The sequence below is a fragment of the Leifsonia sp. McL0618 genome (genome assembly GCF_049994905.1).
GTDB lineage: Bacteria > Actinomycetota > Actinomycetes > Actinomycetales > Microbacteriaceae > Diaminobutyricibacter.
In genome coordinates this window covers 1,299,475-1,314,688 of sequence record NZ_CP188258.1, presented here as the reverse complement: position 1 = coordinate 1,314,688, position 15,214 = coordinate 1,299,475, and the positions used below count along the sequence as shown (strand labels likewise).

Sequence of the window (15,214 nt, the reverse complement as noted above, 5' to 3'; positions counted from 1 at the left end):
TCCCGTCACACGAACTCCTGTTTTGTGAACGCGCTTCAGGACCCGAGCACGTCCAGGATCATCCGCTCGACCCGGTCCCAGTCCCTCAGCACGTCAACGGCTGTGAAGCGCAGTCGCCGGTGTCCGCCGAGGACGAATGCGGCATCCCGCCTGCGATCCCGGGCGAAACGCTGAGGGGACGAGTGAAACTCGAAGCCGTCGATTTCGATGAAGAGACGATCGTCGACGAGCAGGTCCACGCGACCGACGCCCGGCACCGCCACTTGCTGTCGCACGGCAAGGCCTCGATGCTGCAGCCGCTGCCGAGCGAGGGATTCCACCCCTGAATCCGAGCCGGGGCGCGCTCGGGACGCGATGATGCGCGACCTGATCGGCTCCTGCGCGAATATCCCGCCGAGATCACACTCAGCGACGAGGCGCAGGCCGATGGCCGTATCGAGTGTTGCTATCGCAGACTCCTGGTCGCTGCACCGCACAACTCCGCGCAAGCAGTCCGCGAGGCTTACCCGCCAGCATTCCGACTCCCGAAGGTCGCCCTGCCAGTGGATACGAAGGGCGGCGCCCGCGCAATCCGTCCTGACCCGCGATGCAGTCGGGGGAACCGCTATGTGAAGGGTCGGGTCCGAACCCGACCAGAGTCCGAAGGTCGCTGCCGCGCTGGAACAGGCGAGCCGCCCTCCAACGGTGACGGCGATTCGCTGCGCCGGAGTAGCATCCGCCGTGACGTAGTGCCCGCGGCGCAACCGGTGAAGCGTGCCGCTCCGAATCGCGTCCGTCAGCTCGCGGGGACGATGGCCGAACGTCAGGAGTTCTGCCCTCGTGGCGACGTTGCCGAACTGGTGGATCGTATCGTCGATGCTGTGCACCCGATTCAGATTGGGTGGAATGCGAGTAGTCCACCACTGCTGCTGAGGCGGTTGTGGAAAGCCTGCGGTCTGGGTCGTCTGTGGATGGCTGCTGAGGGCGCTCCATCAGGACCGTTCATAAAACAGGAGTTCGTGTGCAGAAGTGACCCATGTGGCCCGGATGCGCTGATTCCGGCCGCATCCGTCACTTCTGTCACACGAAGTCCTGTTTTGTGAACGCGCTTCAGGACCCGCAGACCCGGCAACGTCGCGCCGGCCGCGCCGCGTGCCGTTCGCGCTAGAGCACGATGTGCATCGCGCGCGCGGCTTCGGAGATCGAGCCGGAAAGCGATGGATAGACGGTGAACGCCCGCGCGACCTGGTCGACCGTCAGGCGGTGTTCCACCGCCAGCGCGAGCGGGAAAATCAGTTCGCTCGCGCGCGGCGCGACGATCACACCCCCGATGACCGTGCCGGACCCGGTGCGTGCGAACAGCTTGACGAACCCGTCCTTGATCCCGAGCATCTTGGCCCTGGGGTTCGACTTCAGCGGCAGCTTGTAGATGTCGCCCTGCGCGATTCCTTCTTCGATCTGCTTCTGGTTCCAGCCGACCGTGGCGATTTCGGGCTGCGTGAAGATGTTGGAGGTCACGTTGCGCAGCTCGAACGGGTTGACCGCGTCGCCCATCGCGTGGAACACCGCCGTTCGTCCCTGCATGGAGGCGACGGATGCGAGCGGCATCAGGTCGGCGCAGTCACCGGCTGCATAGATGTTCGGTATCGACGTGCGCGCGACCCGGTTGACGCGGATGTGGCCGGACGGCGTCAGCTGCACGCCCGCCTCCTCGAGGCCGATGCCTGCGGTGTTCGGCACCGAGCCGACCGCCATCAGGCAGTGGCTTCCCTGGACCAGCCTGCCGTCGGACAGTGTCGCGACGACCCCGCCCTCGTTGCGGACCACGGATTCGGCGCGCGACTTCGACAGGACGGTCATGCCGTTGCGTTTGAAGACGTTCTCGATCACACGCGCAGCATCGGCGTCTTCGCCTGGCAGCACCTGGTCGCGGCTGGAGATGAGCGTCACCTTCGACCCGAGTGCCGTGTATGCGGAGGCGAACTCGGCCCCTGTCACACCGGAGCCCACGACGATCAGGTGTTCGGGCACTTGCGGGAGGTCGTAGAGCTGGGTCCAGGTGAGGATGCGCTCGCCGTCAGGCTGCGCCGAGGGAAGGATGCGCGGGCTCGCGCCGACCGAGACGACGATCGTGTCCGCCTCGATGCGGTCGAAATCGGTGCCGGTGTCGCCTTTGGCGGTCGACACGATCACCGCGCCGGCACCGTCGAGCCTGCCCTCACCGGTGATGAGCCGGACGCCGGAGCGGATGAGCTCGGATTTCATGTCTTCGGACTGCTGACGCGCCAGCCCGAGGAGCCGCTTGTTGACGGCCGCGAGGTTCACCGCGATCTCGGGGCGGACCGGCTTGCCCGACTCCCCCCGCGTGAAGAACTGCACGCCGAGGTCCGCGGCCTCGCTGATGGCATTGGTCGCTTCGGCTGTCGCGATGAGCGTCTTCGACGGAACGACGTCGGTGATCACCGCCGAGCCGCCGACGCCGACCCGTTCGACCAGGGTGACGTCCGCGCCGAGCTGGGCTCCGGCGAGTGCCGCTTCATACCCGCCAGGACCTCCTCCGAGTACGGCGATTCTCTGCTTGCGCTCGAACTCGTAGGCCATGAGGTCCATTCTCTCGCGTCGAGGGATTCCCCGCCAAACCGCGCCGATGAGCGCGAAAGCGTCCGAACGGCCGAATCGGGTTGCGCAATAGAGTGGATCCATGTCTGACACCACCATGAACCCGCTCGACGACCCCGCTGCCGACCCGTTCGAGGTCGCGCGCGAAGCCGCCGCGCAGATCGCTGCGAAGACCGGCGTCGACCACCACGACATCGCTCTGACGCTCGGCAGCGGCTGGGGCAGGGCGGCTGATCTCATCGGAGAGACCACCGCGACCATCCCGGCGACCGAGATCGTCGGCTTCGGCGCACCGGCCCTGGCCGGCCACGTCGGCACCCTGCGCTCGGTGCTGTTGCCCACTGGCAAGCGCGCTCTCGTGATCGGGTCGCGCACCCACTACTACGAAGGCCACGGAGTGCGCCGGGTCGTGCACAGCGTGCGAACGGCTGCGGCGACCGGGGCCACGACCATGGTGCTCACAAACGGTGCCGGCGGCATCAAGGAGCACTGGAAACCCGGCACCCCCGTACTCATCAGCGACCACATCAACCTCACCGCGGACTCACCACTCGAGGGCGCGACGTTCGTCGACCTCACCGACCTGTATTCGGCACGCCTGCGGGACCTTGCGCGGTCGATCGATCCGACGCTCGACGACGGCGTGTACTGCCAGTTCCGCGGACCGCACTACGAGACACCGGCGGAGGTGCAGATGGCGAAGACGATCGGCGGCCACATCGTCGGAATGTCGACCGCTCTCGAAGCGATCGCCGCGCGGCAGTCGGGAATGGAGATCCTCGGGATGTCGCTAGTCACGAACCTGGCCGCGGGCATCCAGAAGACCCCGCTCAGCCACCAGGAGGTCATCGAGGCCGGCCGCGAGGCCGAGCCGGTGATCAGCGCTCTCCTTGCGAAGATCGTGGGGGCGCTGTGAGCGCCGAACCTGCGGACCTCCTCGAAGAGGCCCGCGCATGGATCGCCCAGGACCCCGACCCGGAGACCCGTAACGAGCTCGACACGCTGGTGATCGCCGCCGAAAGCGGCTCGGCCGTAGCCCTCGACGACCTGCACTCCCGGTTCGACGCCCGCCTCGCGTTCGGCACGGCCGGTCTCCGCGGCGAGATCGCAGCCGGACCCAACCGGATGAACCGCGTGCTCGTCGCGCAGGCGGCTGCCGGCCTCGCCGCCTACCTTCAGGCGCACGCGAACGGTGACACGCCATCCGTCGTCATCGGATACGACGGGCGCAAGAACTCGGCGATCTTCGCGCATGACACGGCCGAACTGATGGCCGGAGCCGGCGTCCGGGCGATCCTGCTGCCGCGCCTGCTGCCCACGCCCGTGCTCGCCTTCGCAGTGCGTCACCTGGGCACCAGCGCCGGGGTGATGGTCACCGCCAGCCACAACCCGCCCAACGACAACGGCTACAAGGTGTATCTCGGCGGCGACGATCACGGCTCCCAGATCGTGCCGCCCGCCGACGCCGACATCGCCGCCCGCATCCTCACTGTCGCCTCCTCCTCGATCGTCGGGCTGCCGCGATCGGACGCCTACGAGGTCGCCCCCGAATCCGTCATCGACGCGTACGTCGACGCGACGGCCGCGATTGCGCGCACCCCCAGCGCATCCGTCTCGTACGTGTACACCGCGATGCACGGCGTCGGATGGGAGACCGCCTCCCGCGTGCTCGGCAAGGCAGGATTCGCCTCGCCTGTCGTGGTGCCCCAGCAGATCGAGCCTGACCCCAGGTTTCCCACCGTCGCGTTCCCCAACCCGGAGGAACCCGGCGCACTCGACCTCTCGTTCGCGACCGCCCGGGAGGCGGGTGTCGCGCTCGTCATCGCCAACGATCCGGATGCGGACCGCCTGGCCGTCGCCATCCCCGACACGTCTGCACCAGAGAGGTACCGCCGCCTCTCCGGCAACGAGGTCGGAGCGCTGCTCGGCTGGCGTGCCGCCGAACTGGCGGAAGCCGACGCAACGCCCGACGGCGGACCGAACGGCACGCTGGCCTGCTCGATCGTGTCGTCGCCGGCGCTCAAGACCGTCGCAGCCGCCTATGGGCTCGACTTCGAGGACACACTCACCGGCTTCAAGTGGGTGTCCCGAGCGACCGGTCTCATCTTCGGCTTCGAGGAGGCGCTCGGCTACCTGGTCGACCCCGAGGTCGTCCGCGACAAAGACGGCATCTCGGCGGCGGTCGCATTCCTCGATCTCGCGTCGTCACTCGCGGCCGAAGGACTGACGGTCGCAGACCAGCTCGACCGGTTCAGCGAACGCTTCGGCCATTTCGCATCAGACCAGATCTCGCTGCGGGTGACGGACCTTGCCGACATCGACCGCATCATGGCACGCCTGCGGTCGACGCCGCCTGCGGTGATCGGTGGAGTGGACGTCAGTAGTATCGACGATCTGAAGGATGGCTTCGGCGGCCTGCCTCCGAGCGACGTGCTCCGGATCTGGCTGGCGGACGGATCGCGTGTGATGGTGCGCCCGAGCGGGACGGAGCCCAAGCTCAAGGTCTACATCGACGCGTCGAGCGACCAGGGCACGGCGGCAGAACGACGCGCGGCCGCCGAGGCACGGGTCGGCGAACTCGCCGAAGGAATGAGGGGGCTCCTGGCCTGAGGCGCGGCCGGCGTCAGCCGAGCGCGGCTTCGAGCTTCGCCTCGAGCTCCTCGAGGTCGAAGTAGTTCTCGACGATGACGATGTCGGCGTTCGTCTCCCCGATGGCGTCGACGAGCTCAGGCGACGTCAGGATCACCTGGGCGTCGGCCGCGACGACTCGCACATTCGCCACATCGGATGCGGTGACCTGGGCGTCGATGTCCAGCCGGTCGAGCACCCGTTCGGCGTTCACTTTGAGGATCGCGGATGTGCCGACACCGGCACCGCAGATCGCGACGATCTTCATCGTTGCGCCCCCTCGCCGCTCGCCGCCATGATGCTCTGGACTTCCGCGACATCCCGCGCGCCGGCAAGGGCTGGAATGGCTCCGGGGTTGTTGAAGATGTTGGCCAGTTCGGCGACGCTCGTCACGTGCGCATCCGGCGTCGCGACCGCGAGCCCGATCACGACGCTGACGGGATCGTTGTGGGGGTGCCCGAAAACGACCGGAACATCGAAGGTGACGACGGAGAGTCCGTCGGCCACGACATCCGGACCCGGACGCGCGTGCGCGAGCGCGAGGCCGGGAGCGATAACGATGTAGGCGCCGAATTCGTCGATCACCTGGATCATCCGTGCCGCATAACCCGGCTTCGTCGCCCCGGAACGAACGAGCGCCTCCCCGGCCAGCTCAACCGCCTCCCGCCAGTCGGAAGCGTGAGCTCCGACGGTGATCGCGGAATCAGGAAGGGGAGGTAGCGGCATTCTCCAAGCGTATCGTGGGGGTGCCTACGAACCCTCGAAACCCGCTGTGATGATGTCGGCCAGCTCCTCACGATCCTCGAGGGGAAGGAACGCCGATGCGGCGGCATTCAGCTGGAAGACTTCGAGGTCGGTCAGGTCGTAGTCGAAAGCGTCGGCGAGGAGCGCGAGCTCCCGGCTGAGCGTCGTCGAGCTCATCAGGCGGTTGTCGGTGTTGACCGTCACGCGGAAGCCGAGCTGGTAGAGCAGGTCGAACGGATGATCGAGGATGTCGTCGCCCCAGGCTGCGATCGCCCCGGTCTGAAGATTCGACGAAGGACTCGTCTCGAGCGCGATCTCGCGGTCTTTGACCCACTGGGCGAGTCCTCCGAGCGAGACGTAGGTGTTCTCGTCGTCCTGGCGCTCGATCACGATGTCTTCGGCCAGACGCACGCCGTGACCGAGGCGAAGGGCCCGCCCGTCGAGGATCGCGCTGCGGATGCTGTCGAGCCCGTCCGCCTCGCCGGCATGCACTGTGGTGGGGAAATAGTGCTCGGCGAGATAGTCGAACGCGCGACGATGGTTCGACGGTGGGAAACCCGCCTCCGGGCCTGCGATATCGAAGCCGACGGCTCCACGATCGCGATGACGGACTGCGAGCTCAGCGATCTCCAACGCCCGGTTGGTGTGGCGCATCGCCGAGATGAGCTGCCCGACCCGGATGCCGCCGCCGTTCTGGTTGACGTCGTCGATGCCCTCCTCGATGCCCTCCTGCACTGCCTCGACGGCCTCGTCGAGGGTCAGGCCGCGGGTGAGGTGCTGCTCGGGCGCCCACCGGATCTCGCCATAGACGACGCCGTCGGCGCCCAGGTCCTGGACGAATTCGCGAGCGACGCGCACGAGCCCTTCGCGTGTCTGCATGACCGCCGTGGTGAGGTCGAAGGTCTTGAGGTATTCGACGAGCGAACCCGAGTTGCTCTGCTCGGCGAACCACTGGCCGAGGGCGAGCGCGTCATCGGCAGGAAGGTCGAGGCCGATGGCGTCACCGAGCTCGATGATGGTGACCGGGCGCAGGCCGCCGTCGAGGTGGTCGTGGAGCGACACCTTCGGAAGCGAGGTGATGCTCGTACCGCCGGCAAGCAGGAATTCCTCAGGCTGAGTGTTCATGAGGACAAATCTATCGGGGCGGCGCCGCCCGATGAACCCGATCGATCACCGAAGTGGACGAAGCATTCCGGAGATCTCATCCGCGGTGTCCCTGGCGAGTTCGACGATCGCGTCCAGGTCGACGACCGGATCCGTCGTAGCTGCGCAGGGCACGGTCAGGGCGGCCGCCGGAAATCCTTCGGTCCCGGTGATCGGGAACACGATGTCGACGATGCCCACGAGTCGCCTCCCGGACTCCCGCGCATACCCCGCCGCCGCAACACTCGCCACTTCTGCGGCGAAGCGGTCGGCGACCGCCGGCTCGCGTGCAGCAAGATCTTCCAGGTACGCACGCTGCAGGTCGGCGCCGGCCCATGCGAGCAGCACCGCGCCGGTCGTCGTGCTCTCGACCGGGAACTCGGCGCCGACGCGTACCTGGAATCCGAACGGTCCCGGGCTCTCGACCTGTGCGATGACGAGCACACGGCGCGCGTCCAGCACCGACAGATTGCAGGTCTGGCCGGATGCCGTGGACAGTCGGCGCATCGGCCCCAGCGCCGCCTGCACCAGTCCGCGCAGCGGCGGATGGCGATGCGCCAGCTCGAATATCATCAACGACACTGTGTACAGCCCGGACGCAGGATCACGGACCAGGTAGCCCCTGCGCTCCAGGGTCTGCAGTACCCGGAAGATCTCGCCGACCGAACGTCCCGTCTCGGCCGCGATCTGCGCCTGGCTGAGTCCATCATTGCGGTCGGCAAGGAGTTCGAGGATGTCCAACCCCTTGTCGAGGGCCGGCACCGCATAGCTGGGCATCAGCGGGCGGCTCCCATCGCCTCGACGAACCGGGCGGCGATGAAGCGTTCGATGTCGTCGGGGACGGGCTGTGCCCCGGGGAACAGGCCGCCTGCATCCGTCGCGATGCGCTCCAGCGAAAGCGCCTGAAGCAGGAACCCCAGGTCCATCGACTCGAGTGAGTTGCCCTTCGGTTCACGACCGGCGAGGTTGAACATCCGTCCACCCGCCAGCAGGACTACGCTGCGCCCGTTCGGGCGATGGATGCGCTCGATACCGTCATCCACCTGGTCGATGGATGACGCATCTGCTCGCAACGTCGCGACGTCGATCTCCCAGGGGAAATGACCCGAGTTGCCGAGGACGACATCGTCGCGCAGCAGGTCGAAGACATCGCCGGCGACGACGCGTTCGCGCCCCGTAGCGGTGATCAGGACATCCGCCCATCCTGCGAGCTCGGTGAGGGATGCGACACGGAAGCCGTCGAGCGCAGCCTCGAACGCTTTCATCACATCGAGCTCGACGACGCCGACCTGCGCGCCGAGTGAGCGGAAATACTGTGCGATGCCGCGCCCGCACCAGCCGTACCCGACCACGACGACATGGCGGCCGGGGACCATGAGATTGGTGATGCGCATGAAACTCTCGACGATCGACTGTCCGACGGCGTGGCGGTTCTCGCCGATCGCTTTCAGGCGGCTGTCGTTGATCACGACGATCGGGAACGACACTGTCCTCGCGAGCTCGCCGCGGAGTCGATCGGCGCCGGAGGTCGTCTCCTCCGTGCCACCGATGATCGAGGCTTGCGTACCCCGTTCGACGATGCCGGCTGCGAGATCGGCGCCGTTGTCGAGAAGGATGTCCGGAGCGCCGTCCAGGACGGCGCGAATGTTGCCGGCGTGCTGTTCGAGCGTGTCCGCACGGGAGCCGAAGACGGTCATCCCCGCCTCGCGAAGGGCCGCGACTGTGTCGTCCTGCGTGGAACCGAAGTTGCCTGTGGCGATGATCTCGGCGCCCCCCGCGGCGAGGGTCTCGAGCAGGACCGCGGTCTTCGGCTCGAGGTGGAGGGACATGCCGATGCGGTGCCCGGCGAACGGCTGGGTGGCGGCGAAGGCCGCTCGGGCCTGCGCGAGGAGGGGCATTCGGGAGCGGATCCAGGCGATGCGCGCGCGGCCCTTCGCAGCGAGGTCGGTGTCTGTAGCGGTCATGCCTCATTGTTTCATATATGGAAGCCGTTTTTATATAGGTTGACTCAGACGGGTCGCTGGATTGCCCGGAGCGCGATTGGTCGCCAATATATTGGCGACCAATCGCAACCCGACGCGCGGGCGGGAGGCGGGAGGGGGAACCTCGGGCTACGCGATGCGGTCCGCGATGAGGGGGCCGCCGTCGAGGACCGGCTCGCCGGGGTCGCCGATGCGCCAAGCACCCTCGACGGCCTCGAGCGCTCGCTCGAAGCGCGCCGGCTCGTCGGCCGAGAGCGTGAACAGCGGCTGGCCGGCACGCACGGTGTCGCCGGGCTTGGCGTGCAGGTCGATCCCCGCCGCATGCTGCACCGGGTCCTGTTTGCGCGCCCGGCCGGCACCCAGCCGCCACGCACCGATGCCGAACGGCAGGGCCTGCTGCTCGACGAGCACGCCGTCACGGTCCGCGACCACCGTGTGGGTCTCCTTCGCGACCGGAAGCGGCGCATCCGGGTCACCGCCCTGGGCACGGATGACGTCACGCCACTTGTCCATCGCGCGGCCGTCCGAGAGCGCGGCCTCCACATCCACATCGGTCTTTCCGACGAGGGCGAGCATCTCGCGGGCGAGGGCGACGGTCAGTTCGACGATGTCGGCCGGGCCGCCGCCGGCGAGAACCTCGACAGATTCACGCACCTCGTTCGCGTTCCCGATCGCGAGGCCGAGCGGAACGTTCATGTTGGTGAGCAGCGCCGAGGTGGAGACCCCGGCATCCCGCCCGAGGTCGACCATCGTGCGGGCCAGTTCACGCGACCGCTCGATGTCTTTGAGGAATGCGCCGGAGCCGAACTTCACATCGAGCACCAGCGCGCCAGTGCCTTCAGCGATCTTCTTGCTCATGATGGACGACGCGATCAGCGGGATCGCCTCGACGGTTCCCGTGATGTCGCGGAGCGCGTACAGCTTGCCGTCGGCCGGTGCGAGGCCGCTTCCCGCGGCGCAGATCACGCCGCCGACGTCGCGCAGCTGGTCGAACATCTGCTGGTTGGTGAGGTTCGCACGCCAGCCCGGGATGCTTTCGAGCTTGTCGAGGGTGCCCCCCGTGTGCCCGAGTCCCCGGCCCGACAGCTGCGGCACCGCGACGCCGAACACCGCGACGAGAGGCATCAGCGGGAGGGTGATCTTGTCGCCGACGCCGCCGGTGGAGTGTTTGTCGGTGGTCGGCTTGCCGAGGCCTTCGAAGCTCATCCGCTCGCCGCTGGCGATCATCGCCATGGTCATGTCGCGGATCTCACGCCGGGTCATCCCGTTCAGGAAGATCGCCATGGTCATCGCCGACATCTGCTCGTCGGCGACGTAACCGCGCGTGTATGCGTCGATCAGCCAGTCGATCTGCGCCGTGGACAGTTCGCCCTTGTCACGCTTGGTGTGGATCAGGTCGACAGCGTCGAACGCCTCGACCCCGCCCGTTGCGGCGGTGCTGCTCATCTAGTTGTGTCCTTTGTAGTCGGTCAGTTGCCGGGGCCCGAACGCGTCGGGCAGCACTTCGTCGATGGTGCGGATGCCCGAAACGGTCTCGAGCACCATCCCGTGGGCCGAGTGCTCGTAGAGCAACTGACGGCACCGGCCGCACGGCATCAGGATGTTGCCATGGCCGTCGACGCAGGTGAACGCCACGAGCTGGCCGCCTCCGCTGAGATGCAGCGCCGAGACGAGACCGCACTCGGCGCACAGCGTCACGCCGTAGCTGGCGTTCTCGACGTTGCATCCGCTCACGATGCGGCCGTCGTCGACGAGCGCGGCGGCACCGACCGGGAATTCGGAGTAGGGGGCGTATGCGTGGGTCATTGCCGAACGCGCGGCTTCGCGCAGCGCATCCCAGTCGATCGTCTGGTCGGTCATGCGCTCCCCTATTTGATGTACGGCTTGCCGTCGGCCGCGGGTGCCCTCGACTGCCCGACAAGACCTGCGACCGCGAAGATGGTGACCAGGTACGGCAGCATCAGCATGAATTCGCTGGGCACCGGCGAACCGATGATGCTCAGCGTGGTCTGCAGGTACGACGCGAAACCGAACAGCAGTGCGGCGAGGGTGGCGCGGATGGGGTCCCAGCGACCGAAGATCACGGCAGCGAGCGCGATGAAGCCCGCGCCCGCGGTCATCTCTTTGCCGAACCCTGGGGCCGAGACGAGCGTGAAGTAGGCACCGCCGAGGCCGGCGACTGCGCCGGCGAGCGAGACGTTCCAGAACCGCGTCCCGGTCACGTTGATACCCACCGTGTCCGCCGCTTTCGGATGCTCGCCGACGGACCGCAGGCGCAGCCCCCACCGGGTGTGGAACAGCCCGAACCAGACGGCGAAGATCGCGATGTACATCAGGTACACGATCAGAGACTGGTTGAACAGGATCGGCCCGACGATGGGGATGTCGCTGAGGAACGGAATCGGGAAGCGGCTGAGACGGGGCGGCGCGTTCAGCACGGTCGGGTTCGCCGAGAGGACCTGCGAGAAGAGGAAACTCGTCAGGCCGGTTACCAGCACATTGAGCACGACCCCGACGATCACCTGGTCGACCAGGTACTTGATCGCGAACGCTCCGAGGATGAATGAGACGAGCACGCCTGCGACCATCGCGCCGATGAGGCCGGCGAACACGTTGCGCGTTGCGGAGGCGATCACGGCGGCGGCGAACGCCCCCGCGAGGAGCTGGCCTTCGATGGCGACGTTGACGACCCCGCCGCGTTCGGAGATGACGCCGCCGAGCGCACCGAATACGAGCGGCACGGACAGGCTCACGCTTCCGAGCAGGAGGCCGGTGAACGGCACAGTGTGGCCGGCCGCCGCCCAGGTGAGGAACCCGAACATGAAGATGACCGCGAAGACGATCGCCAGCCAGAGGGGCGACCTGCCTGTGCGCCACACGAGGAACCAGCTGAGCGCAGCGAGCAGCACGAGGATGATCGCCACGACGATGCAGGTCGCCGCGGTGGGCACGGTGAGCACACTGAGCTTGATGACGTCGCCGGGCTCCGTGAAGCGGAAACTGCTGGAGCCGGTACGGGGCAGGCCGAGGAACAGGATCAGGCCGATGACCGCGAACACACCGAGAGCGATCGGGGCCTTCCAGCTCCTGATCTGGGTGCGCTCGAGAACGATGGGCCCGGAATCCGGCTGGACAGCCGTCGTTGCGGTGGTCATTTGGCAGCCACCTCCTTCGTGACGATGGGTCGCTGTCTCTTCGGTTCCTCTCCCGGCGTCGGCAGCCGGAAGATGGCGCGCACCAGCGGCGGAGCCGCGATGAAGAGCACGATGAGGGACTGGACGACGAGAACGATGTCGATCGGGATGTTGTCGGCCGCCTGCATGGAGAAGCTTCCGGCCTTCAGCGCACCGAAGAGGAGGCCGGCGATGAAGATGCCCCAGGGGCGCGAACGTCCGAGAAGTGCCACCGTGATGGCGTCGAAGCCGATGCTGGCATCCAGGTCGGCGGTGATTCCCTGTGGAAACGTGCCGAGCGCCTGGCTGATGCCGGCGAATCCGACGAGCGCACCCGAGAACAACATGGCCACGAAGTAGACGTTCTTCACGTCGATACCGGCGACCCGAGCCGCGTTCGGGTTCTCGCCGACCGCCTTGAAGCGGAAGCCGAGCGACGAACGGCCCAGCAGCCACCACACGAACACCGTCATCGCGATGACGATCACGAATGCCCACGTGAGGTTGTACTGGTCGCCGAACATCGGCGGCAGGATGGCGTTCGGCTTGATGGGGGGTGACTTCGGGTTGTTCGATCCCGGCGCCTGGAACAGCCCCGGCGTGCGCAGGAAATAGGACAGCAGATAGAAGGCGACGTAGTTGAGCATGATCGTCACGATCACCTCGTGGGCGCCGGTGCGTGCCTTCAGAAGACCCGCGATCCCGCCCCACAGCGCGCCGCCGATGAGGCCGGCGATGATCGCCACGACGAGGTGGATGACCGGCGGCAGGTTGAAGGACCACCCGACCCAGCCCGCGACACCTGCGGCGATCAGGATCTGGCCCCGTCCACCGATGTTGAACATGCCGACGCGGAAGGCGAGGCCGACGCCGAGACCGCCGGCGATGAGCGGCGTCGCGAACGTCAGGCTCTCGGTCAGCGGGCGGATGCCGGCGGCGAAGGTGGGCCGCCCGAAGTTGTAGATCGACCCCTGGAACAGGGAGACGTACGCGCTCGACACCGACGTCCAGATCGCCTGGAACGTGTCGGTCGGGCGGGAGAAGAAGTATCCGGACGCCTTCTGTACTCCCGGGTCGGTGACGGCGATGAGGATGGCGCCGATGACGAGCGCGATCACGACCGCGAGGATCGAGATGATGACGCTGCCGCCGAGGATGTCCCGCAACGCGATCTGCCAGCGCGAGGGGGGCTCGACCGGCGGCGCGGACCGGGTGTCCGGTTCCGTGGCTACCTGGCTCATGCTGCGACCCCCGCATCCGCCGGGTGTTCTCCGGCCATCATGAGGCCGAGGACGTCACGCGACGTGTTCCCCGGCACGATTCCGACGATGCCGCCGCGGTACATGACCGCGATGCGGTCGGCGAGCGCTGCGACCTCGTCGAGCTCGGTCGAGACGACGATGACGGGCAGCCCGGCATCCCGCGTCGCGACGATGCGTTTGTGGACGAACTCGATGGAGCCGACGTCGAGGCCGCGTGTCGGCTGGGCGGCGACGAACAGCCGCAGATCACGGCTCAGTTCGCGTGCGAGGACGACTTTCTGCTGATTACCGCCGGAAAGCCGGCCGACCTTCGTGTCGATGCCCTGGGCGCGCACGTCGAATTCCTGGACCTTCTGTTCGGCGAATTCGGCACGGTAGCCGAGCTGCAGGGTGCCACCCTTGACGAACGGCTCGCTGGTGGAGCGGTCGAGCATGAGGTTCTCTGCGATGGTGAACTCGCCGATGAGGCCGTCCTCGTTGCGGTCCTCCGGCACGAAGCCGACGCCGGTGTCGAGTACGCGACGCACACTCAGGCCGGTGATGGGCTTGCCGTCGAGTTCTATGCGGCCGGTGACGCGGGGCTGGAGGCCGAGCAGCGCCTCGGTGAGCTCGGTCTGGCCGTTGCCCTGGACCCCCGCGATCGCCAGGATCTCCCCGGCCCTCACCTCGAACGACACTTTGTTGACGACGAGCTGGCCGATCGGATCGATCACCGAGAGGTCGGTGACGACCAGCGCCGGGTCGCCCGGCGTGGCCGGCTCCTTGTGCACCGTGAGTTCGACGGCGCGGCCCACCATCATCGACGCCATCTCGGTGTTGGTGGCAGTCGGGGAGACCTCTCCGACGACCTTTCCGAGACGGATGACCGTGATGCGGTCGGCGACCTCGCGCACCTCGCGCAGTTTGTGGGTGATGAAGACGATGGCTGTGCCCTGCGCCTTGAGCTGGCGCATGATCTCCATCAGCTCATCCGTCTCCTGGGGCGTCAGGACCGCGGTCGGCTCGTCGAAGACGAGAACCTTGGCATCGCGGGAGAGCGCCTTGATGATCTCGACACGCTGCTGGACGCCGACGGGAAGGTCTTCGATGAGGGCGTCGGGATCGACGTGGAAGCCGAACCGCGCCGAGATCTCCTGGACGCGCCGGCGGGCCGCCGGAAGGTCGAGGCGCCCACCGAACTTCGTCGTTTCGTGGCCGAGCATCACGTTCTCTGCGACGGTGAACACCGGGATGAGCATGAAGTGCTGGTGCACCATGCCGATGCCGGCTTTCATCGCGTCGCCCGGGCCGTTGAAGTGCTGCACTTCGTCGTCGAGCAGAATGTCGCCTTCTTCAGCCTGGTAGAGGCCGTAGAGCACGTTCATGAGGGTGGACTTGCCTGCACCGTTCTCACCGAGGAGGCAATGGATCTCACCGGGTTCTACCGTGAGATCGATGTGGTCGTTGGCGACCAGGGCACCGAATCTTTTCGTGATGCCGCGAAGTTCGAGCTTCATACGGGTGGGTTCCTTCTCTACTCGCCCGGGGAGCGAATCGCACGAGGACGAAACGCCACAGTGCGCGTTTTCACACTACTCATTGCACATATGTCAGTGTGCGCTCAATTGAGCAGCTGCGGGGGCGACCCGCCCGGACCCTGCCGGACCGGACGAGACGGAAACAGAGCGGGGAGGCCAGCTCATGC

General features: G+C 67.0%; 14 protein-coding genes. 2 read left to right on the top strand and 12 right to left on the bottom strand.

Features of this window, described 5'->3' with window-relative positions; genetic code table 11:
* Positions 1 to 35 precede the first annotated feature (35 nt).
* Both ACPPVQ_RS06305 and ACPPVQ_RS06300 read right to left on the bottom strand, forming a co-directional pair.
* Positions 36 to 239 (bottom strand): DUF559 domain-containing protein, encoded by a 204-nt coding sequence (locus ACPPVQ_RS06305; protein WP_426521165.1) that lies wholly within the window; start codon positions 237 to 239, stop codon positions 36 to 38.
* A 904-nt stretch (positions 240 to 1,143) separates the two neighbouring features.
* Positions 1,144 to 2,580: an NAD(P)H-quinone dehydrogenase gene (locus ACPPVQ_RS06300; RefSeq protein WP_426519739.1), complete on the bottom strand. Its 1,437-nt coding sequence runs from the start codon at positions 2,578 to 2,580 to the stop codon at positions 1,144 to 1,146.
* Between the two features lie 100 nt (positions 2,581 to 2,680).
* Between ACPPVQ_RS06300 and ACPPVQ_RS06295 the strand changes: the two genes are divergently transcribed.
* Together ACPPVQ_RS06295 and ACPPVQ_RS06290 are read left to right on the top strand one after the other, a co-directional pair.
* A complete protein-coding gene (locus tag ACPPVQ_RS06295; RefSeq protein WP_426519737.1) occupies positions 2,681 to 3,514 on the top strand; it encodes a purine-nucleoside phosphorylase in 834 nt (277 codons plus the stop codon).
* Positions 3,511 to 5,208, top strand: coding sequence for a phospho-sugar mutase (locus ACPPVQ_RS06290; RefSeq protein ID WP_426519735.1), 1,698 nt, complete (start codon positions 3,511 to 3,513; stop codon positions 5,206 to 5,208). Before ACPPVQ_RS06295 ends, ACPPVQ_RS06290 begins: the two co-directional genes overlap by 4 nt.
* 13 nt (positions 5,209 to 5,221) lie before the next feature.
* On the opposite strand, the gene ACPPVQ_RS06285 is transcribed toward ACPPVQ_RS06290, so the two are convergent.
* The 10 genes from ACPPVQ_RS06285 to ACPPVQ_RS06240 all read right to left on the bottom strand — a co-directional run bounded on the left by ACPPVQ_RS06285 (position 5,222) and on the right by ACPPVQ_RS06240 (position 15,026).
* Positions 5,222 to 5,494: a PTS sugar transporter subunit IIB gene (locus ACPPVQ_RS06285; protein WP_426519733.1), complete on the bottom strand. Its 273-nt coding sequence runs from the start codon at positions 5,492 to 5,494 to the stop codon at positions 5,222 to 5,224.
* Positions 5,491 to 5,952, bottom strand: a complete 462-nt coding sequence (locus ACPPVQ_RS06280; RefSeq protein WP_426519731.1) for a PTS sugar transporter subunit IIA — start codon at positions 5,950 to 5,952, stop codon at positions 5,491 to 5,493. The genes ACPPVQ_RS06285 and ACPPVQ_RS06280 overlap by 4 nt, the downstream gene beginning before the upstream one ends.
* 24 nt (positions 5,953 to 5,976) lie before the next feature.
* Positions 5,977 to 7,095 (bottom strand): adenosine deaminase, encoded by a 1,119-nt coding sequence (locus ACPPVQ_RS06275; protein ID WP_426519729.1) that lies wholly within the window; start codon positions 7,093 to 7,095, stop codon positions 5,977 to 5,979.
* Between the two features lie 45 nt (positions 7,096 to 7,140).
* Positions 7,141 to 7,890, bottom strand: a complete 750-nt coding sequence (locus tag ACPPVQ_RS06270) for an IclR family transcriptional regulator (RefSeq protein ID WP_426519727.1) — start codon at positions 7,888 to 7,890, stop codon at positions 7,141 to 7,143.
* On the bottom strand, positions 7,890 to 9,077 hold the full coding sequence (locus ACPPVQ_RS06265; protein ID WP_426519725.1) for an adenosylhomocysteinase: 1,188 nt from the start codon (positions 9,075 to 9,077) through the stop codon (positions 7,890 to 7,892). The genes ACPPVQ_RS06270 and ACPPVQ_RS06265 overlap by 1 nt, the downstream gene beginning before the upstream one ends.
* A gap of 147 nt (positions 9,078 to 9,224) precedes the next feature.
* Positions 9,225 to 10,541, bottom strand: a complete 1,317-nt coding sequence (locus tag ACPPVQ_RS06260; RefSeq protein WP_426519723.1) for a thymidine phosphorylase — start codon at positions 10,539 to 10,541, stop codon at positions 9,225 to 9,227.
* Positions 10,542 to 10,955 (bottom strand): cytidine deaminase, encoded by a 414-nt coding sequence (locus ACPPVQ_RS06255; protein WP_426519721.1) that lies wholly within the window; start codon positions 10,953 to 10,955, stop codon positions 10,542 to 10,544.
* 8 nt (positions 10,956 to 10,963) lie between these two features.
* Positions 10,964 to 12,250, bottom strand: a complete 1,287-nt coding sequence (locus ACPPVQ_RS06250) for an ABC transporter permease (protein ID WP_426519719.1) — start codon at positions 12,248 to 12,250, stop codon at positions 10,964 to 10,966.
* Positions 12,247 to 13,509, bottom strand: coding sequence for an ABC transporter permease (locus ACPPVQ_RS06245; RefSeq protein ID WP_426519717.1), 1,263 nt, complete (start codon positions 13,507 to 13,509; stop codon positions 12,247 to 12,249). Before ACPPVQ_RS06245 ends, ACPPVQ_RS06250 begins: the two co-directional genes overlap by 4 nt.
* Positions 13,506 to 15,026, bottom strand: coding sequence for an ABC transporter ATP-binding protein (locus ACPPVQ_RS06240; protein WP_426519715.1), 1,521 nt, complete (start codon positions 15,024 to 15,026; stop codon positions 13,506 to 13,508). Before ACPPVQ_RS06240 ends, ACPPVQ_RS06245 begins: the two co-directional genes overlap by 4 nt.
* Positions 15,027 to 15,214: the final 188 nt, after the last annotated feature.